At 29.4% G+C, this 21,887-nt stretch carries 18 protein-coding genes and 1 riboswitch; of the genes, 5 read left to right on the plus strand and 13 right to left on the minus strand.

Features of this window, described 5'->3' with window-relative positions; translation table 11 throughout:
• Positions 1-3: 3 nt before the first annotated feature.
• Positions 4-903: a trans-4-hydroxy-L-proline dehydratase activase gene (locus tag CC89_RS17665; RefSeq protein WP_035294411.1), complete on the minus strand. Its 900-nt coding sequence runs from the start codon at positions 901-903 to the stop codon at positions 4-6.
• Between the two features lie 72 nt (positions 904-975).
• Positions 976-1,548, minus strand: a complete 573-nt coding sequence (locus CC89_RS17670) for a helix-turn-helix domain-containing protein (RefSeq protein ID WP_035294413.1) — start codon at positions 1,546-1,548, stop codon at positions 976-978.
• Between the two features lie 554 nt (positions 1,549-2,102).
• Between CC89_RS17670 and CC89_RS17675 the strand changes: the two genes are divergently transcribed.
• Positions 2,103-3,509 carry an alanine/glycine:cation symporter family protein gene (locus CC89_RS17675; protein WP_185750815.1) on the plus strand — a complete coding sequence of 469 codons (1,407 nt, stop codon included), beginning with the start codon at positions 2,103-2,105 and terminating at the stop codon, positions 3,507-3,509.
• Positions 3,510-3,886: 377 nt separating this feature from the next.
• On the opposite strand, the gene CC89_RS17680 is transcribed toward CC89_RS17675, so the two are convergent.
• The 4 genes from CC89_RS17680 to CC89_RS17695 form a co-directional block, all read right to left on the minus strand.
• On the minus strand, positions 3,887-4,477 hold the full coding sequence (locus tag CC89_RS17680; RefSeq protein WP_035294419.1) for an NUDIX hydrolase: 591 nt from the start codon (positions 4,475-4,477) through the stop codon (positions 3,887-3,889).
• Positions 4,478-4,692: 215 nt separating this feature from the next.
• Positions 4,693-6,378 (minus strand): DUF4153 domain-containing protein, encoded by a 1,686-nt coding sequence (locus CC89_RS17685; protein WP_035294421.1) that lies wholly within the window; start codon positions 6,376-6,378, stop codon positions 4,693-4,695.
• A 93-nt stretch (positions 6,379-6,471) separates the two neighbouring features.
• Positions 6,472-6,681 (minus strand): helix-turn-helix domain-containing protein, encoded by a 210-nt coding sequence (locus CC89_RS17690; protein WP_035294422.1) that lies wholly within the window; start codon positions 6,679-6,681, stop codon positions 6,472-6,474.
• An 11-nt stretch (positions 6,682-6,692) separates the two neighbouring features.
• Positions 6,693-7,187 (minus strand): DUF2975 domain-containing protein, encoded by a 495-nt coding sequence (locus tag CC89_RS17695; protein WP_035294423.1) that lies wholly within the window; start codon positions 7,185-7,187, stop codon positions 6,693-6,695.
• 365 nt (positions 7,188-7,552) lie between these two features.
• Between CC89_RS17695 and CC89_RS21275 the strand changes: the two genes are divergently transcribed.
• Positions 7,553-7,990 (plus strand): MCP four helix bundle domain-containing protein, encoded by a 438-nt coding sequence (locus CC89_RS21275; protein ID WP_286161390.1) that lies wholly within the window; start codon positions 7,553-7,555, stop codon positions 7,988-7,990.
• Positions 7,991-8,202: 212 nt separating this feature from the next.
• Entirely contained in the window at positions 8,203-9,102 is a 900-nt protein-coding gene (locus CC89_RS21280) for a methyl-accepting chemotaxis protein (RefSeq protein ID WP_286161391.1), read from the plus strand.
• A 132-nt stretch (positions 9,103-9,234) separates the two neighbouring features.
• On the opposite strand, the gene CC89_RS17705 is transcribed toward CC89_RS21280, so the two are convergent.
• The 4 genes from CC89_RS17705 to CC89_RS17720 form a co-directional block, all read right to left on the minus strand.
• The gene (locus CC89_RS17705; RefSeq protein WP_035294425.1) at positions 9,235-10,584 is read right to left on the minus strand and encodes a DUF4179 domain-containing protein; all 1,350 of its coding nucleotides are present in this window, start codon (positions 10,582-10,584) and stop codon (positions 9,235-9,237) included.
• Positions 10,585-11,124 carry a sigma-70 family RNA polymerase sigma factor gene (locus CC89_RS17710; protein WP_051931965.1) on the minus strand — a complete coding sequence of 180 codons (540 nt, stop codon included), beginning with the start codon at positions 11,122-11,124 and terminating at the stop codon, positions 10,585-10,587.
• Between the two features lie 270 nt (positions 11,125-11,394).
• Positions 11,395-11,613, minus strand: a complete 219-nt coding sequence (locus tag CC89_RS17715) for a hypothetical protein (RefSeq protein WP_035294427.1) — start codon at positions 11,611-11,613, stop codon at positions 11,395-11,397.
• Between the two features lie 118 nt (positions 11,614-11,731).
• Positions 11,732-13,429 carry a M3 family oligoendopeptidase gene (locus CC89_RS17720; RefSeq protein WP_035294429.1) on the minus strand — a complete coding sequence of 566 codons (1,698 nt, stop codon included), beginning with the start codon at positions 13,427-13,429 and terminating at the stop codon, positions 11,732-11,734.
• A 305-nt stretch (positions 13,430-13,734) separates the two neighbouring features.
• Positions 13,735-13,912: riboswitch (cobalamin riboswitch) on the plus strand.
• A 194-nt stretch (positions 13,913-14,106) separates the two neighbouring features.
• Between CC89_RS17720 and CC89_RS17725 the strand changes: the two genes are divergently transcribed.
• Positions 14,107-14,952: a YitT family protein gene (locus CC89_RS17725; protein WP_035294431.1), complete on the plus strand. Its 846-nt coding sequence runs from the start codon at positions 14,107-14,109 to the stop codon at positions 14,950-14,952.
• A 954-nt stretch (positions 14,953-15,906) separates the two neighbouring features.
• Here the strand turns inward: CC89_RS17725 and CC89_RS17730 are convergent.
• A complete protein-coding gene (locus CC89_RS17730) occupies positions 15,907-17,427 on the minus strand; it encodes a BCCT family transporter (protein WP_035294433.1) in 1,521 nt (506 codons plus the stop codon).
• A gap of 199 nt (positions 17,428-17,626) precedes the next feature.
• Between CC89_RS17730 and CC89_RS17735 the strand changes: the two genes are divergently transcribed.
• On the plus strand, positions 17,627-18,250 hold the full coding sequence (locus CC89_RS17735; protein WP_035294435.1) for a TrkA C-terminal domain-containing protein: 624 nt from the start codon (positions 17,627-17,629) through the stop codon (positions 18,248-18,250).
• 1,049 nt (positions 18,251-19,299) lie between these two features.
• On the opposite strand, the gene CC89_RS17740 is transcribed toward CC89_RS17735, so the two are convergent.
• Positions 19,300-20,295 (minus strand): LacI family DNA-binding transcriptional regulator, encoded by a 996-nt coding sequence (locus tag CC89_RS17740; RefSeq protein WP_035294438.1) that lies wholly within the window; start codon positions 20,293-20,295, stop codon positions 19,300-19,302.
• A gap of 421 nt (positions 20,296-20,716) precedes the next feature.
• The gene (rbsB, locus tag CC89_RS17745; RefSeq protein ID WP_035294440.1) at positions 20,717-21,649 is read right to left on the minus strand and encodes a ribose ABC transporter substrate-binding protein RbsB; all 933 of its coding nucleotides are present in this window, start codon (positions 21,647-21,649) and stop codon (positions 20,717-20,719) included.
• Positions 21,650-21,887 lie beyond the last annotated feature (238 nt).

Genomic DNA, 21,887 nt, shown 5'->3' on the forward strand with positions numbered 1-21,887 from the left:
TAATTACCCTCCTATCTTTGCCTTTAATCCATATGATTTAAACATCTCTAAAATACTTTCCATTTTATCCTTTGTCGGTTCCTGAGTATCTTTAAGCTTGTATTCTAATCCTAGCCTGTTATATTTATCCATACCATACTTATGATATGGAAGTAAATTAACTTTACTTATATTTAAATTTCTTAAAAACTCTGCACTCTTCCTTAAGTTTTCTCCGTCGTTTATGCCTGGTATTACAGGTATCCTAACATAAACCTCCTTGTGCATGCTTGAAAGCATCTTTAAATTTTCTATTATATTCTCATTAGAAACTCCTGTATATTTTTTATGTTCATCACTATCCATAAATTTTAAATCATATAAAAACAAGTCCGCCTTAGAAGCTATTTTTCTAAGGTTCTCCTCTGTGGTAAATCCAGTGGTATCAATAGTTACATGAATTCCTTTATTCTTACTAGCATCCACTAAAGCCTCTAAAAAATTCATTTGTGAAAAAGGTTCTCCCCCTGAAAAAGTAACTCCTCCACTTGATTCATCATAAAAAACTATGTCTTTTTCCACTTCTTTCATAACTTCTTCCACAGTATATTCTTTGCCACTTATCTCCCTAGCATTGTTTATACAAAAATCTATACACTTTCCGCAAAATGCACATTTTTCCCTATGGTTAATAAGTTTGCCATCCTTTATCTCTACAGCTCCATTAGAGCATTTCTTTACACACATTCCACAGGATGTGCATTTATTTTCCCAGTACAAAATTTCTTTTTCCATACACTGACTTTCTGGATTGTGGCACCACCAACAATTTAATGGACATCCCTTTAAAAACACAGTAGTTCTTATACCAGGGCCATCATGTATAGAATATTTTTGTATATTTATAATTTTCCCCTGAAACACCAAATTTCCCTCTTTTCTATACTGCATAATAAAATCCTTAACAAGTAATTAAAGTTTACTTCTGAATTTGCCCTATTTATGTTTAGCTTCTCTAAAATGATTCGGAGTATTAACTGCCAATAATTTTACTAACTTATTTGTATAATTAGCCCAATTATGAGGAGTAGTAGAGTTTATATGAATGCTATCTCCTGGGTAGAGTTCGTATATTTCATTGTCAAGATAAAGGGTAAGTATTCCCTCTAACACATATACAAATTCCTCTCCCTCATGATTATAATTTGTTACATCTTCCTCTGTATTACTAGGAAGTATTTGAACAAGCCTTGGAACCATAACCTTATTTTCCAAATCATTGGTCAAATGATAATTTATAAATTGAGAGTTAACAACTTGAAAAATCTCCTGTTCATAACTTCTTAAAATACTTTTATTATTGCTTTTTGGTATAGAAAAGAAATAAGACAAGTCTACCTCTAAAGCCTCTGCTATCTTTTCTAGAGAATCTACTGCTACATTTGTAAGACCTCTTTCTAATTGAGATAAAAATCCTATAGAGAGCTGCACTTTTTCACTTAGCTCTTTTAAAGTTAAGTTTTTGCTTACTCTAAGTTTCTTTATTTTTCCTCCTATATCAATTGCCATTTTACCCACCTCTTTTTATATTTCACATTTCTGAAATACTAATCTTATCTATAATTAAATTATACTATATTAATGTAATTATAACCACTATATTTTATTATTTTTTCACAAATATAAAAAAAGTTTAGTACGATGAAATAAATAGTGTTAACTTCTCAACAAATACTATAATTAATCACCTTATTTTTATGTAGCATTTTATAGCTTCTAATTACTAGTTCAATAATCTACAACCCTTTATACCTTATTCACAATATACATCACCTTAATTGCTCCTATATAGCCTGAATTGTTTAAGAATATTCTGACATTTGATTTAAATATAATTTTCTGTTACAATTTATTATAATTATTTTTTTCACATAATTATTATGACATTTGATTATATACACTCTATTCATATATTATCTTAATCATATTTAAGTTTTTTCTAGAACATTTTTTACTTTGCCCTTCTAACTACTGAATGTTTATTTACCAATTTATTCATTTTACTGTTTTTTATAAGCTTTATGAAATTATCCAAACCAGGAAAGGAGAATATAATAAATATGATAACTACTTTACAAAATTTTATTTCTTTTGGGAACAACATACTTTGGTCTTACGTTCTAATAATACTACTTATATCTGTTGGAATTTATTTTAGTTTTAAATGTAACTTTGTTCAATTCAGATTTATAGGTGAAATGTTTAAATTACTAGGAGAAGGTGCTTCTAAATCTATATCTTCTAAAGACAAAAAAGGCGTTTCTTCATTTCAAGCCTTTTGTATAAGCACTGCTTCAAGAGTGGGCACTGGTAATCTTGCGGGTGTTGCTATAGCCATATCTATGGGAGGTCCTGGGGCAGTATTTTGGATGTGGTTAATAGCATTAATAGGAGCCACATCCAGTTTCGTAGAAAGCACCTTGGCTCAAATTTATAAAGTAAGGGATAAAGATGGATATAGAGGCGGTCCTGCTTACTACATGGAGAAAGCCCTAAACAAAAGATGGATGGGAGTAATCTTCTCAATACTTATATGTATTAGCTTTGGCCTTGTATTCAACTCCGTTCAAGCTAACACAATTTCACTAGCTTTTGAAGGTGCTTTTGGTATTAATAAAATTATAGTAGGATTAGTTTTAGCAGCTATAACAACTATAATAATATTCGGTGGAGTAAAAAGAATAGCAAAAGTGGTAGAAATATTAGTACCTGTCATGGCAATAGGCTATATTTTAGTAGCATTATTTGTTTTATTTAAAAATGCTGCTCACATACCTACTATGTTTAAACTAATTATAACCGACGCTTTTGATTTTAAAGGTTTAATTGGAGGTGGAATAGGTGCTTCTGTGATGATGGGAATAAAGAGAGGTCTTTTCTCTAATGAAGCTGGTATGGGAAGTGCACCAAATGCTGCCGCTACTGCAGAAGTTACTCATCCCGTAAAACAAGGCTTTATTCAAACTTTAGGAGTATTCACAGATACAATAATAATATGCAGCTGTACAGCTTTTATAATATTGCTATCAGGAGTATATAATACTAATGGACTTACAGGAATTCAACTTACACAAAATGCCTTAACTTCTCAGGTAGGCTCTTGGGGAACTACTTTTATTGCTATATGTATTTTACTATTTGCCTATAGTTCCATAATAGGAAATTACTATTATGGAGAAACTAATATAGAATTTATAAAAGCTAATAAAACTTGGTTATTTTTATATAGAATATGTGTAATCTTAATGGTTATATTTGGATCACTAACAGAAATTCAGGTAATTTGGGATATGGCAGATCTTTTTATGGGCTTAATGGCACTTATAAATTTAATAGCCATAATTCAACTAGGTGGCATTGCTTCCGCAGCATTAAAAGATTATGTTAAACAGAAAAAGCAAGGAAAAGATCCTGTGTTTACTAAAGATTCTATTAAAGGATTAACAGGAGTAGAATGTTGGGACGAATAAAGGATGATTTTTCTCCACTACGTTGCGCAAAATCTTTAATTAAGGTAAAACAATAAAGGGAGCTGTCGCACTAAGAATAAATCCTACAATATATTTTGTTAGCTTTAAACTTGCAAAAGAATATATTGCATGTAAATTTCTTAACGCAACAGCCCCTTTTCTTTAAGTGCTTTAAAAATATTTTATTGGTGGCAGCCTTCGTAGCATATGCCTAAAGCCATTATATTTTCACCGCACCCTTTATAGGGCGTTTGATAGCTAAAATGGGAACAATCCATGCAGTAAGTCCAAGTACCAGACTTCCCAAATTCAGTAAACTTGATATTGACATTAATATTCTTCTTTCGTATCAAACCATCGCTTCGCAAAATCTTACATTAATCATTAATAAACTTTTGTATAGAAAGTAAGGTTTTCACATCTATTTTTTTATCAGATTTAATAAGTTCCTTAGCTTCTTCTTTAGATAAAAGCATAACTTCTATATCCTCATCTGCTTCTAAATAATCCTTTGACATTTTTCCTGTGCAAGTACAATAAACCACTGCTACAGATTCATCTGTCATGCCTGTAGATACATATGCCTTATCCTTTGTATTATTATAATCGATTTTAACTAAATCAAGTCCCGTTTCTTCCTTTAATTCTCTTCTCACAGTGTCCTCAAATCCTTCTCCACTATCTACAAGTCCAGCAGGAAGTTCATATACATAATCATTAAGAGGTATCCTGAATTGTTTTATCACAACTAGTTTATTTTCTTCTACATGAGTAGATACTATTATTACCGCATCTATTTTATCCTCTTTTCCATTAAAAAATCTATCTTTCACTGCATTTAAATCTTTTCTAGATGCAATAGACCAATTTCTATCATCACCATTTTTATTTACATACTCTGCATCGTATAGTTTTAAATATTTTGTATCTGCTAATATTTTAATACCTTTTACTCTTGGTTTAGCCATAATTATATTTAGCGAAAAGGAATTTAACCTACCAAAGTCGCTAAAATGTTCACTTCCTTCCTATATAGTTTTTAATTTAAAATTTAAATCATTTTATTCCAATTATTATTCACATATTCTTATATATTATTATAGCAAATATATTCATTAGATATATAAAAAAATAACAAGTCAAATATACTAGCATACTGGCTTGTTATTTATTTGAATGTGCCTTAGTTAAACATATCAAGTTTACTAATATTATATTTTTTAGCCTTGTTTCTATAATAATTATATTGATGCCAGTGTACATCTCTTATATTAACCTCTTCCTTATGCCTCTTAAAGTAATCCTTTACCTCTTTCTTTATGGTAGTATCCTTTACCTTTAAAAGTCTTTCTATCTCTGGCGCTGCATCATAAGAAAGACTAGTTATATATTCTACATCTATCTTTCCAGTGTTTTTATACCTTTCTATATTTTTCTTAGCTACCATTCTATCTAAATTAGCAAAATTCATGATACAGTACATAATTATAGCTATTATAAAACTGTATTTTAGTACAGGTACACCACACTTCCATATACCTAAAAGTACCACTGCAAATATTAAAGAAAGCAATAATATAAACAATTCTACAAATACCCTAAGCTTAGTATATCCGAAGGCTCCCTCATAAAGATTCATCCTATAATGTGCTGAAAATAACATATTATAAGTAAACGCTATTAATATACTATAAAGAATACTGCAACAAATACTTATCTTTCTATTTTTATTTTTAACGTATTTTTTACTCAATAAAACTATAGTTAAATTAATAAGAGTTACAAGTATTAATTCAAAAAAACCCTTTCTAGCATACTGTGAATAAGTAATTTCTTTTGGCAATATGCCTCTTCCTCCTGCATACAAATAAGAAAATTGAACTAAAGAAAATATGCAGTAAACAAAATTAATAGCTATCATAATAGTTACAACAGTTATGGCCTCCCAATTAATCTTTCTATTTCTACTATTGTCATTTTTAAGTTTCTCCTCATATTTTAATCTTAAAAATAATCCAAATGCATAAATGGTAATTAAAATTATTACACATAGATGAGCTATAGCATTTTTAAACGTTATATCTAAAAATAAATCCTCTATATTACTAAAATATCCTGCAAAGATCATATCTGCAGAGGACAATAAAAATATAATGACAAACAATATAGGTATAGAAACTAATATTCCTTTGAAAACATACTTTAAGTTAGAATTTTTACAGTCTTTCCTATTTTCGTTTTTATTTATATCTTTTAAACTTTCTACACAAAATCTATAAAAAATCGTTATAGATAGAAAAACCGTTTTAAATATCTTGTCAAACATATTGCTTATTAGAATGACATTCAAATCACTTTCACTATACCTTATAGAAATAAAATATCCAACTGCTAATACAGGAATTATAAAAAGATTCAGAAATGCCATTTCGCCATTATTAAAAATAATATAACTGAACGATAACATTATATATGGAATTAAAAACACAGAACTTAACTTTCTTTTTAAATTAACATTAGGATACAATAATCTAACACCAGCTATTAAAAATATGATATTATATATGAACACAGAGATTCCAATAGAATAATCCTTAAAAAAGTAATCATATAAAACGCCTATCACTAAGCACCAAATTATAGCCTTGTATTTTATATTAGCTTTATCAAACTCATCTCCAAAGCCGCTAAAATATCTGTAAATTTCCGTCTTAGACTTTTCAGTTTTTTCTTCATTCTTTTGCCTAGCATCAATATTGAACTTTGCCTCTACATTTTGTTCATATTCATTAGTTGAGTTTCTATATGGTTCTTGCTCACATTTGCTATTTTTATTTTCATCTAAATTGCTATTTATATTATTACTCAAACTTGCCCCTCCAAACCCTCAATTACTAATTTTCCCTTTTTTATTCTTTTCTTATTTCTATATACTTAACTATTAATTATTAGTCCTTACTCATTAATCTTCTTCTAAATATTCCAAAATATCTCCTGGCTGACAATTAAGAACCTTACATATGGCTTCCAGTGTAGAAAATCTTATGGCCTTTGCTTTGCTATTTTTTAGTATAGATAAGTTAGCATTAGTTATACCAACCTTATCTGAAAGCTCTGACAAAGATATCTTTCTTTTAGCCATCATTACATCTAAATTAACAACAATAGGCATATGCTTCCTCCTTAAATAGTAAGATCATTTTCTTCTTTTACTTCTACAGCTTTCTGGAAAACTTTAGCCAAAACCAAAATAAAACATCCTGCAAAGAAGAAAATTAAAAATTCCATATCTGTGTGTATACCTGCTTTATCTATAAAGATAAAATGATAGTTACCATATTTAATATTCATAAAAAAATTAATAAGATAACAAAAAGCAATTATAAAAGAGCTTATAGATATAATTGTCAAACTTTTTACATTTTGCCTTACAAAAGGGTCCACCTTTATAACTGAATCCATTATTTTTCTCAAATTATATAGAATAGTCATAAGCGCAATAGCTCCAATTAAAAATAAAGAGTATATAACTATTTTTTTGCTTAAATCTATTGAATTAGAATCTTTCACAAGAGTGTTAATGGATATCCATATAAAAAGACCTATACCTACAACCAACAATGCATCTATTATTATTTTTAAAAAGCTTGATAGAGATTCCTTCCCGTAATATTTCATTTTATACCTCCTTTAAATTAACATTTAATAATATTCAAACCCATTGTGATTATATACCAATTTTCTTTAAAAATCAATATATATTTATTGATTATCAATAAATATATATTGATTTTAGATATATTTGTTTATCTCCTGTTTATAAGGATGCGGTAACATATTTACATTCATATTTATATTCATAATAAAAATATTAAATAAGCCAATACTTATAGCATTTTTACCATTTTTCTTTATATTTTAACATTGATTAATAAAATTTGACTTTTTTCTACTTTTTGTTATAATTATTATACAAAATATTGTTTAAAAACAATTATAAGGAAATTAATTGGTAATATCATAAATATAAGGAGGGAACCTTGATGAAATTTTTAAAGGATTTAAAAATATCTGTAAAACTCATATCAACTTTTGCAATAATATCTATATTAATGCTATGCATTGGTATAGTAAGTGCAGCAAGTATGAACAAAATCAATAAATCTTCAAATTCATTGTACAATGATAATGTAATAGCAATTACATCTATTAGTTACGTGGATAACAATTTATTGACTATTTATTCAGATTTAAAACTAATGCTGTACACAAATGATAAAAATGAAATAAAGAAAATGGAAGATGAAATCAATAAACTCACTGCTCTAGATAATAAAAAGCTAGAATTATACAAATCCAGCTTTACTAGAGACGAAGACCGAAAGCTTTTTGGTGAATTTGAACAAACCCTAAAAGAATACAGAATTATTAGAGAAGATTATATTAAATTAATTATGGATGGCAAAAAAATGAAGCAATAAACAAATTTTCTGATGTTACAGAAATAAGAAAAAATGTTAGAACTAAGATAGATAATTTAGTAGAATTAAATAACAGATGGGCAAAAGATAACCTAGAAAATAGTAAGTCTACATTTGTAGGCTCTCTAAAACTAACCATTTTTATTAATACTCTTGCACTTTTACTTTCAACAATATTTGCATTTTTAATAATAAAAGCTATTAAAACACCTTTGAATAAAATAAAAGACTTAGCAAATAGATTATCTAATTACGATTTTTCAACTTCTATAACTTTATCTAGTATGGATGAATTTGGACAAACAGCCCTTGCTTTAAATAAAGCCCAAGAAAACGTTAGTACTCTTGTAAAAAATATTATAGATGATGCTAGTGATATAAGTGCCTCTAGTGAAGAATTATCTGCAACTGTAGAAGAAATGACTTCTAAATTTGAAAATATAAATGAAACCACAAAACAAATCAATTCTGAAGTACAAGAAACTAGTGCTGCATCAGAAGAAGTATCTGCATCTATACAAGAAGTAGACTCAAGCGTGACTGTATTATCAACTAAGGCTGTTGATGGAAGTAGCAATGCACTTCAAATGAAGGAACGAGCTGTTAAAGTTAAAGAAAATAGTGAAGCTGCAAGAGCAGGAGAACAAGGAAAAGGCTTTGCAGTAGTTGCAGAAGAGGTAAGAAAACTTGCTGAACAATCTTCTATTGCAGTAAAAAATGTTAAATCTACAATAGAAAAAGTACACTCAGCCTTTAAAAGTTTATCTCAAAACAGCAATGGATTATTAACATTCATGAATGATACAGTTATCCCTGAATTTGAACAATTTATATACATCGGGGAACAATATGAAAAGGATGGAGCCTTTGTAACAGATATATCTGAAGAATTGGCTTCTATGACAGAAGAAATTACAGCTACAATAAATCAAGTTAGTGAGTCAGTTCAAAGTATGGCACAAATGGCTCAAAACTCATCAGAAAACTTAAATGAAATACATGAAGGTGTAAATGAATCTACTCAAGCTATGACTCAAGTAGCTTCTACAGCTCAAAGCCAAGCGGAACTTGCACAAAAACTTAATGAAATGATTTTAAAATTTAAAATATAAATAAAAGGCTCACTGTAAGCATTTATCCATCTACAGTGAGCCTTTTCATAACTTATACCAAACTAACCTTAGGTAACTATACTGGTCCTACCTGTTTCATAAATTCTATAATCTATTCTCTTATAGTTAAACTTAACGAACTCTAATCTCTTCACCAATTTTATTTTTTTCAGGAATTAATTCCTCAAGGTAGAAACTAACTTCCAACTGTTTATCCGTATTCACATTATCAAATTCTATTACATACCCCTTATCATCATTGGAATCTTTATAGGCACATGAAAAATATTGTTTTACATCATAATTATCTGTACTCGTGTCTCCAAAATACTCATGTAATCTAACATGTGTTGCAAATTCCTTTGCATATTTATCACTTCTAAAATATAGCTTAACTTTATTGTTACTTCTTTCTATATTATAAAACTCTCCTTTAGTGCCATCAGTAAATGTTAAATATTTATTATATTTAATGTTTTTATCTAAGCTTTCATTTTCCAAACTTTTTTGTATTTTTTTATTAATATCTTCATGTTCCTTATCACTAAATTTCATATTATTCTTTACAAGAATCACGCTAATTTTGTTTGCGGACTTCACTTTCTCATAAGTAGCTGCTGGAAAGAAAATATGACCCTTGCCATCTTTAGCACCTCGTTCATTTGAAGTATATATATTGTCATCTAATTTAAGAAGCAGATCTCCTTTGTCTATATGATAGTTATCTACCATAAGCACACTTCCTAAAATAGATGAATTTATTCTTTCCACTTTAATATTTCCTTCCTTAACTGTACCCTTTAACTTTTTAGTAACGGTTTTTTTATAAGAACTTGAAAAATCTGTTTTAAAACTAAAATCCACATTAGTTTTATCATCTACAGTAGAATGGATACTCATTTTTATATTACCTCTTTTAGGAAATCCTTTAATACTGTCCTCCTCTATAACCATCATTAAATTATTTTTATCTATTAAAGTGCATCCGCTAGATGCCCCATCCCACATCATAATATCATTCATTTTAAATGAAGGCATAAACATGGATTTCACATCCTCTATTTTTCCAAAAGGTTTTTCACTGTGAATCTTCACTGCTATAATAATCTTATTTGGCGTTCCTACTAATTTCTCTATTGTAAAATTATATCCGTTACTACTTTTAGATTCTCCTATATACTGAGTATAATCTTTATAATCTTTGTAATACCCTAGTCCATCATAAATAGCATCAAAAATAGGATTTCTTTCCGCAAAAGCTGGTTTATATAAGATTGTTCCCGATAAAAGCACAGCTGCTAAAATACCAGCTACAGCAATAGTCTTACTTTTATTTCTCTTCTTACTACGAATTTTTTTTCTTAAATTCTTTTTTATTCTTTCCTTTTCTATTTCGCTTATGTCTACATTAATATTATTAAAATCTTCTTCCTTTACGTCTACAAAATCAATTATATCTAGTATTTTCTCTTCCATATTCATTTAACATTCCTCCTTTTCAAGTGCACATTTAAGCTTTTTTCTTTCCCTAAAAAGTCTATTATTTATAGCACTTTCACTTAATCCTAAAGCCTTTCCGATTTCCCTTATGGGCTCCATTAAAAAAAATCTTTTTATACATATTTTCTTATTCACTTCATCCATTTTATTAATTTCATCAATAATTAAATCTCTAGTTTCCTTTTGCTCTAGAACTGATTCCACTAATGAATTTTCTACTAAAAGTTCCTCATCTAATAAAATATTTTGGCCGTGCTTTTTCTCTTTTCTAAGTAAATCTACAGCAGTATATTTAGATATAACTATTATCCAGCTCTTAAATTTATCTTCACTCTTATTAAATTTATCTATAGAATTCCAAACCTTTAGCAGTACATCATTAGTACATTCTTCACTTAGTGACCTTTCGTTAAGCACTGAATACGCTATTTTAAAAATTAAATTAGCATATTTGTCTACTAAAACATCCAATGCTTTTGTGTCGCTATTTTTAAGCCTTTTTATCAATTCCTTATCATTCATAATTTTTATCTCTCCTAAATATATTGAAAGTACTTTCAAGCTCTTCACTAATTAAGTCGTATAAAAAAGTAACATCTCTCGCTAAATTTAAAAATTTATAAAAAATCATACTAAATCTTGTATTTTATAAGCTTGATTTTTGACTGATATATTATAACATTTATACAATTACTAAATTATAAATAAAAAAATCAGCATGTTTTATAAAAATATGCTGATTTTTTTATTTACTTTTTAATTTATAAGATATGCATTAAAAGCACCCAAAATTTATTTTAATTCTGGGAAATATCCTTTATTCGCTTCTATATAATCATCTAGTATTTTTTTAGCAATGTGAACTGAAGGAATTAATGGATTTGTTGTTTTACCAATTAATACACTGGAAAATGCTAAGAAATCCATTATTCCAACTATTATACTTACAAATAATCCTTGTGCGTCTAGATACCCTGTCTTAATAGCTCCATCTGTCACCTCTGCACACAATATAAGCTGAATTAAACTAAAAGCACTACCAAAATATATTAAAAATTTCGATAGTGCTTATTTTATTAGTATATTTATTGACATTTATTATGCCAATATTTAATTATATTATCCTATATTACATATTATTATCATTCACATTATTTAACCATTTCTTAACTGGTCCTATAACGCTTTGGATGCATCCATCTTGGAATGGATTCTTTAAGCTTGCAAGTTCTACAAGTTCTAAGAAAGACTTACTTCCGCCAGCTTTACATAATGTTAAATAATCTTCCCAAGCCTTTTCTCTATTTTCATTAGCCTTAACCCAGAATTGTAGAGCACAAACTTGAGCTAATGTATAATCTATATAATAGAAAGGTGATTGGAATATATGGCTTTGTCTAAACCAAAATCCTCCTCTATTTAAAAAATCATTATCTTCATAATCTTTACTTGGCAAGTATTTTTTCTCAATTTCTCTCCAAGCTTTCTTTCTCTCCTCTGGAGTAGCTTCTGGATTTTCGTATACGAAGTGTTGGAATTCATCTACAGTAACCCCATAAGGTATAAATGTTAAAGCACTTCCTAAATGAGAGAATTTATATTTTAACTCATCTTCCTTAAAGAATAATTTCATCCAAGGCCAAGTGAAGAACTCCATACTCATAGAGTGTATTTCTGCTGCTTCATAAGTTGGAAATGCATATTCTGGCACCTGAAAATTTCTACTTGAATACGCTTGGAATGCGTGTCCTGCCTCGTGAGTAAGCACATCTACATCTCCAGAAGTTCCATTGAAGTTAGAAAATATAAATGGTGATTTGAATTTACCTATGAAAGTACAATATCCTCCACCAGCTTTTCCCTTCTTGCTTACCAAATCCATAAGCTCATGTTCTACCATGAATGTAAAGAACTCATTAGTTTCATCTGACAATTCTTTGTACATTTGCTTTCCATTATTTAATATCCAATCAGGATCTCCCTTTGGCACTGCATTACCTGTTAAGAATTTTAATGGCTCATCATAATATTTAAGATCTTTAAATCCTAATCTTTTAGCTTGTCTTTCCTTCAATTCTTCTGCTACAGGAACTATATAGTCTAATACTTGTTTTCTATAATTAGCTACCATTTCTGCATTATAGTCAGATCGCATCATTCTTATATATGCAAGTTCCACAAAATTAGTATAACCTAATTTTTTAGCCATTCTGTGTCTTACTTTTACTAATTTATCATATATTTCATCGAATTTACTTTCATTTTGCACATAGAAATTAGTAGAAGCTTCATACGCTCTTTTCCTCATTTCCCTATCTTTTGATTGCATAAAAGGTTCAAGCTGGGATAAATTTCTCTCTTCTCCTTCAAACATTATCTTAGCTGAAGCCTTAAGTTTATCATATTCAGTAGTTAGTTTATTTTCTTCTTTTAAATCCTCTATTATCTTTGGATCAAAAGATTTTAACTGCATTTCTGCCAATGTGAAGAGTTGCTTTCCCCATTTTTCCTCCAATTCTTTTCTAAATTTTGAATTTACTAAAGCTTCATAGTACTTAGATATTAATCCTTCATATTCTGGCATATTTTCATCCATAAACTCTTTTTCTTTTTCATAGAATTCATCTACTGTGTTTATAGAGTTTCTTATGCCCACTAATTCAGACATAGACTCTACTTCACTTCTTAGGGAGTTTATTTCTTCCATTATTTTATCTTGCTCCGATAAAGATGCTGCCTCTCTAAAACTATTAATTAGTTTTGTAAAATCCTCTTCTACTTTTTTCATATCTGGTCTTACATATTGGTGATCTTTGAATTTTAGCATAAATTATTCCCCCTCTTTATTAAACTTTACAATGATATCATTTTACCACACTTAAATCTTTTTTTAAATTTCTATCCTTAGTTATTTTTTCTAAATTCATATTATTTTCACAATTCACGCATATTGGACTTTTATTGGAACCATAAAGACCTGAATGGAATGCATGAAATGGACTGAATTTTTAAGAATAAATAATAAATAAGGAGATACTAAACTATTATCACTGTATATCCCTAAAATGTAGGCAATATGACCATTGTCATCCCTTATGTAGGGATGTACAATAAAGATGAAATAAAGATAAAACTAAATAATAAGTTTTTGGTTTTCTTTTAGAGAAATTAAAAGGGAATGTGGTGAAGAACCACAGCAGCCCCCGCTACTGTAATAGTGGACAACTCTTAACAGCCACTGGTTAAAACCGGGAAGGCAAGAGACGGAAGAAGCTAAAGCCAGGATACCTGCCGAGAACTTACTGTTAGAATTTTTCGGTGGGAAAAATTACAGAAGTATAATGGTACTGTTATGAGCCAATTTATAGAGCAATACTTTATGCTGTATAAAATCAGCTCCTAAATAACTAACTGTTATCTACTGTAATGACTTCGCTTAGAAGTCTTTTTATTTTTCAATTAATCAAAATAGAACATATAAAATTAAAGAAGGAAGGAATTTTTATGAATATCAAAAATTTTAAAAGATTAATATGGATAAGTTTTGGAAGTTTAATATATGCTTTAGCTATAAATATTTTTATATCTCCACACAAATTATTAAGCGGAGGAATAGCTGGTATATCACTACTAGCTCAATACATGAGCAATATTCCCTCAGGCTATTGGGTATTCATATTAAATATACCTGTATTTATATTAGGACTTAAAAAGATAGATAAAGATTTTGTATTTTTCAGTTTAATAGGAATGTTAACCATGTCTCTTTTCTTAGTACTAACAAAAGATATATCTTCTTTAGTGGCAATGGACGACCTAGTAATGTCAACTGTATTTGGTGCCGTACTAAGTGGAATAGGTATGGGAATCATATTTAGAAATAGAGCTTCCCAAGGTGGAACAGATATAATAGCTGTAATTATAAGACAAAAAAATGGTACTAAAATGTCTACATTATATTTTATACTAAATGGTCTTATAGTAGTTATGGGCATATTTGCTACAAATTTAAAATTAACATTATACACAGTATCCCTAATGTATATAAAATCTCTAGTAATTGATAAAGTCATAGAGGGCTTCGACCAAAAGAAAATAGTCATGATAGTTACTTCTAAAGCAGAACAAGTGTCCCAAAAAATTATGACACAAATAGGCAGAGGTACAACTTATCTATACGGTGAAGGTGCCTATACTGGAGAAAAGAAAAAAATCATATATTGTCTATTGACAACTAAAGAATTAAATAATGTAAAAAGATTAGTAGATGAAATAGATAAAGAAGCTTTAATATCAATATCAGAAGCAGAAGAAATCAAAGGAAGAGGTTTCCTAAAACCTGCCCTATAAGAATATATTGTGAAGCAAGTGCCATAAGAAAAATCTGTCTTTAAGTTCACAATAAATATATTTTTTAGCCTGTTCGCAATACGCCAAGAAATTCTAATGTTTTCAAATTTCAATACCCTAAAGCTTTCAAACTCGCTTCTAACGGCGCTCAAACATGAAAGCTTCTTAACGGATATTAAAATTTGAAAACAAAGAATTTCTAAGGCTAGCTCAATAGTCTAAAAAACTATATTTATTGTTACCTTAAAGACAGATTTTTCAGTTCATGTGTACATTGCTTTTGGGGGAGACGGCCTACTAAAGGATGATTTTCCTCCGCTACGCTACTGAAAATCTTTAATTTATAAATGATAAAGCGCTCATAATATTTTTTTAGGCGGAGCCTTTCGTTTAGTCCTTAGTCATCAAATGTTTTTTAGTACTAGGTTCTAGTTTCTAGATGTTAGACTTTGTTATTATAATACATATTTATGTTTCTTAACCTATATGCCGATCATTCATTATAAATCAACAGGCTCACGCCAAAAAAACTTTTAAGTGTTAAACTTCTGACTGATAAATAATTGCTTGTCATAATAAAGCACTAAATAAGGCCTAATATATTTTGCCGTGGCATTGATTTATATAAATCCTAATCATGCCTACGTATTTAGGCTGGCTGTCGCCAATAAAAGATTTTCCATAGCGTAGCGGAGAAAAATCACACTTTAAGGAAGTGAAAAAAATTGGAATTTGGGACTATGGAACTAGCTTTAGAACTTCTTATGTTTGCAGATTTCAATTCCCGTTAAGAAACCTTCCTGTTTGAGGGACGCAAGGAGCGAGTTAAGGTTTTAGGGGATTGAAATCTGCAAACATTTAGAAGTTCTTAGCGTACTGTGATTAGTCCCAAATTACAATTTTTTCACGGACTTAAAGTGTGATTTTTCTTATTGCACTTACATCACAATGTTCTTATAATGGTGATTCAGCCTTAGACTTCACTGATTTTTTATAAGTTTTACTTTCAATTACCTCTTCCGACAAACTCTTTCTTAAAGATATCATAGACATTATCATGACAAAAGCAAATGGAAAGGCTGCTACTATAGAAGCAGTTTGTATCATTTCAAGTCCACCAGCCGATAAAAATGCTATAGTTAATGTAGCTTGTAATATTCCCCAAAGGATTTTTTTAAAATTACTAGGATTTAAACTTCCTTTACAGCTTAACATACCTAAAACAAAAGTAGCCGAATCCGCTGAAGTTACAAAAAATGTACCTAAAAGACATATGGCTATAATAGAAAGCATTTTTCCCAAAGGATAGGTATTGATGACAACGAAAAATGCAGTTTCTGCATTTTTTATAGCTGATAAAGCTATACTTTTATCCACCTGAAATCCCATAGTTCCAAATATAGCAAACCATAAAAAACAAACTAAAGAAGGTACAATAAGTACTCCCAATAAAAATTCTCTTATAGTTCTTCCTTTAGAAATTCTAGCAATAAATATACCTACTGGTGGTGCCCAAGCTATCCACCAACCCCAGTAAAAGATAGTCCACTTTTTATACCATTCTCCCTTTACAAATATATTATTATTGCTTATCAAAAGATCTTTTGCATAAACTCCTAAGCCTTTGAATAAATTTTTAAACATCTCTGATGTAGGTCCTATTATTATAACTAATAACACAAGTATAAGTGCTAATGTTAAATTTAAATTAGACAAACCTTGTATTCCTTTATCTAAACCTGAACATGAGGACATAATAAAGCAAACTGTCACTATACATATTATAATTAATTGAGTCTTAATACCCACTGGCACATTAAAGAGATAATTTAATCCTGAATTAATTTGAAGAGCACCAAGCCCTAAAGAAGTTATAACTCCAGCGACTGTTGCAAATATAGTAAATATATCAATGACATTTCCTATCCATCCAGAAGCTTTTTCTTCTCCTATCAATGGTATAAGCAAACTACTCATTAATGCTGGCTTACCTTTTCTAAACTGAATATATGTTAATGCCAAAGCTAAAACTGCATAACAAGACCAAGCTGAGATTCCCCAATGTAAAAATGACTTAGACATAGCAAATACCTTTGCCTCTTCTGTAAAACCTTGCATGTTATGAGGATGAATATAGTGATTCAATGGCTCTGCTACACCCCAGAAGATCAGGCCTATGCCCATTCCTGCACTAAACAACATAGCAAACCAAGAAGCTAAACTATATTTAGGTTCATCTTCATCTTTACCTAATTTAATCTTTCCATATTTACTAAGCCCAACCCATATACAGAATATAAAAAAGGATATCATTACTAATATATAAAACCAAGAAAATTTATTTAGTAAGAAATCCAATACATGATTATTAATATTTTCGAATCTCCGTATATTAAAAAATGCATAAATCAGTAAACATACTAAACTAATTAAAGAAATATAAAAAACTTTATCATCCTTTATTTTTTTAATCATATCATTCCCCTTTCTGACAACTTACTATAATATATCGATGTGTTAGATTTGACAACTTTATTATATCATAAGAAGTTCTAGTTGTAAAATTATAGTATCTACGCGATTTATTTTATTTTTCATATGAATTTTGATATAGTATACTTGATAATATATATTGTTCATACACAAAATACCTTGTAAAGTGAGGAGAATTTAAATGACAAATATGGACTCTCCACGATATATTAGGATCGCCTTAGATCTAGCCTACAAAATATATTCAGGAGAATTTAAAGTTGGAGAAAAAGTGCATGGGCGTTCAACTTTATCCAGTAAATACGGTGTATCACCCGAAACTATAAGACGTGCTATTTCTCTGCTAAAAGATATGAATGTAGTAACTGTTTCTGAGAAAAGTGGAATATACATAAAATCTTACGAAAATGCATATTCATTCATTGAAAAATTTAATGATGAAAATAATCTAAAGCAATTAAGACAAAAGATTAAAGAACTTAAAGAAAAAAAAGATAAGATAGAAATAGAACTTAACAAGAACCTAGATTTACTTTTAGAATATTCAATTCAACTTGAGAAAGCCGATTCCTCTAATCACTATGAAGTAGAAATTTGCAACAATTCTCATATAATAAATAAAACCATATGTGATACAGAATTTTGGAAACACACTAATGCCACTATAATAGCTATAGAACGAAATAATGAAATCTATGTATCTCCTGGCCCATATTTTATTTTTAAAGAAGGAGACATAATTAAATTTATATGTAATGAAGCTAACATTAATAAAGTAAGATCTTACATTGAAGTAACTGAATAAGCATATATTGAGACATAATACATTGAAGAAAATCTGATTTTAATTCCGTAATAAATGTGTAATTTGGGACTGTTCACAATACGCCAAGAACTTCTAAATGTCTCACAGTTAAAGCCCCTAAAGCTTTCAAACTCGCTTCTTACGGCGCTCAAACAATGAAAGCTTCTTAACGGTTCTTTAACTGTGAGACATAAGAAGTTCTAAGGCTAGTTCAATAGTCCCCAATTACACATTTATTACTACATTAAAATCAGATTTTTAGTTTAATATGTTTATGGTTGGAGAGAGAAGCCTACTAAAGGATGATTTTCCTCCACTATGTTACGGAAAATCTTTAATTAAATAAATGGGATAACAAAAAGCTATAACTGTTTCATTAAATGGAGTAGTTATAGCTTTTCTTTAAGGGCTTAAAAATTTTTTATTGGCGATAGCCAGCCTAAATACGTAGGCATGATTAGGATTTATATAAAAATATATAACTTTAATTGTTAGATAAATAAGAACTTGTAGATAAGTAATAAGTAATAGGTAATAGATAAGAAGTAATACCTCTTACCTGGTCTAAATTACAAATTCTGATTTGTACAAACAACTGCCTTACGGCAAAATGAATTGAATTTTAGTTATTATTTTATTTTAATAGGTACCATATAACTTTTCGAAAGGCTCCGCCTAAAAAATATTATGAGCGCCTTCCTATTTATAAATTAAAGATTTTCCATAGCGAAGCGGAGGAAAATTATCCTTTAGTCAGCTATATTCCTCCTCTGATAGCTTATGCATGAACCGAAAAATCTGTCTTTAAGGTAACAATAAATATATTTTCTTAGACTATTGAGCTAGCCTTAGAAATTCTTTGTTTTCAAATTTCAATACCCGTTAAGAAGCTTTCATGTTTGAGCGCCGTAAGAAGCGAGTTTGAAAGCTTTAGGGTATTGAAATTTGAAAACATTAGAATTTCTTGGCGTATTGCGAACAGTCTAAAAAATATATTTATTGTGAACTTAAAGACAGATTTTTCTTATTGCACCTGCTTCACAATATTTTTACACTGTGTCTCTGATTATCAGCTCTGGCTTAAAATAAATCTGCTTTTTCTCGTCCTTATGCTCTATAGTATTTATCAAAAGCTTACATGCTTCCTTTCCCATATGGTATATAGGTTGACCTATGGTAGTGAGTTCTGGCTGCACAAAGCTAGATATTCTTATATTATCAAATCCTATTATAGAAATATCCTCTGGTATCCTATATCCTGCTCTTAATAGAACTTTCATGCCTCCTAAAGCCATGGCATCATTTCCATAGAATATGGCATCTACACTTATTTTGGATTTTAATATATTTTGTGTAACCTTAATTCCACCTTCTGTGGTAAAATCTCCTTCAAAAATAAGCTCGTCCTTATATATGTTTCTATTATTCATTGATTTTTTATATCCATCTAACCTTTTTTTTGACACACTTAATTCCATAGGACCTGTTACAAATGCTATATGTTTTTTTCCATTTTGTAAGAGATAATCTACGCCTTGTTCTACTCCCTCTTCATTAAGGCAATAAACTCCATTAAATTCTTCTACATTTTCCATGTATCTATCCACTAATACAAAAGGTATATTATTATTTTTTAATATATCTATACTTTCATCTTTGCCTACTCCGGTTAAAAATATTATGCCATCTACTAATTTACTTATTAAAAGCTTTATATACTGTTCTTCCTTATCGTTTTTATTATCTGTATTGCAAAGTATCACATTATAATTAAATTTATTAGCTACATCCTCTATGGCTCTAGCTATTTCTGAAAAAAATGGATTCTCTATGTCTGGAAGAATTATACCTATGGTTTCTGTTTTTTTAGTACTTAAACTTCTAGCCACTGAATTAGGTATATAATTTAACTCTTTTGCTGAATTAAATATTTTTTCTCTAGTACTTTCTGATACATTTATTTCTTTATTATTCAAGACCATGGATACAGTTGCCTTAGATACACCTACTGCTTCTGCTATATCTTTTAATGTTGCTTTTTTCATAATATCTCCTCAAATCCCTAGGGTGTTATATTTTTTACTTAGATCTTTCTATTTCCTAGCATCATCCTACTAAAACAAAGTGCTATGACCAGCTAGATATTCTATGAATAATCCAGGATTTATTAAATAAACCCTGGACTTTAAATACATTTCTTTGCTTGTGAATTTATAGTAGCATAAATAGCAACTATTTCTTAATTATATTTTACTTATATTGTTTCCTATGAGCAAGTACCAATTTTATAAAATTAAATTAGGTACATGAAAATAAATAACAAGTCAAAGATGCTGGTATATTTTATGTCAGACAAGAAAACAGGTTCCGCCGCTAGTAGAACTATCGGTGGTTCTGCTGACGCAGTATGACGCAAAATAGACTAGCATACTGACTTGTTATTTATTTGAATGTGCCTTACCTATATTATTTAGCGTTTTCTTTAGTTACTAGTTTGAGTTCAACTGGTATTAATTTTTTAACTTCTTCACCTTTTGAAGCTTTAACGGCATTTTCTATTGCTATTGAACCCATTAATTTTGGTTGTTGTGCTACAGTTGCTGTCATCTCTCCAGTTTTAACTGAATTTATAGCATCTTGATTTCCATCAAATCCTACAACCATAGCTGTTTTCTTAGCTGCTTTTAAAGCCTTTACTGCACCTAGTGCCATTTCATCATTGTGAGCAAATATAGCATCTATTTGTGGTTGAGCTTGAATTATGTTTTCCATAACAGCTAGACCCTTTTGTCTATCAAAATCTGCAGCTTGCTTTGCAACTAAGTTTATTTTATTATCTTTATCAGCTATATTGTGGAATCCCTTACCTCTATCTCTTGTAGCTGAAGCTCCTGGTATTCCTTCAAGTTCTACTGCTTTAACTGCTGATTTATCCTTTAACTTATCTACTATAAATTTAGCTGCCATTTCTCCACCTTTAATATTATCAGATTCTATGTGAGATGCAACTTCTCCACCATTTGATTTTCTGTCAACTGTTATAACAGGTATCTTTTGGTCATTAGCTGCTTGAACTGCATTTGCCACAGCATCACTATCTGTAGGGTTTATTATTATAGCAGAAACCCCTTGTTGAACTAAATCCTCAACATTTGATCTTTCTGTATCAGCTGAATCCTGAGAATTTAAAACTACTATCTCATATCCTAATTCTTTAGCTTTGGCTTCTGCTCCTTCTTTCATGCTTACAAAGAATGGATTATTTAAAGTGGATAACACCATTCCTATTTTCTTATTTTCCTTCTTAGTCTCTCCAGCTTTTTGTCCGCACCCTGCCATTAACCCAGTTGTCAAAGCTAATGATGCTAAAATTGATAAAACTCTCATTTTTCTTTTCATACCTTAGACCTCCTATTTTTCTTGTTAATTTAAAATTTTTCACACTACTTTCTTCTTTTTATATTAATTACAATTCATCTAAATTATAGATTTTCCATACTAATACTTATTAATTTCTTTTTATAATCAATTATCTTACAAATTGTGTTTACGCAGTTGCCTCACTTATGGAACATAGAAACCTCTTCTAGTTACGTTAAAACTTCAAAATAAAGTCTGTTCATGTTTATTGGATAAA

Source organism: Clostridium sp. KNHs214 (genome assembly GCF_000744935.1).
Lineage (GTDB): Bacteria > Bacillota > Clostridia > Clostridiales > Clostridiaceae > Haloimpatiens.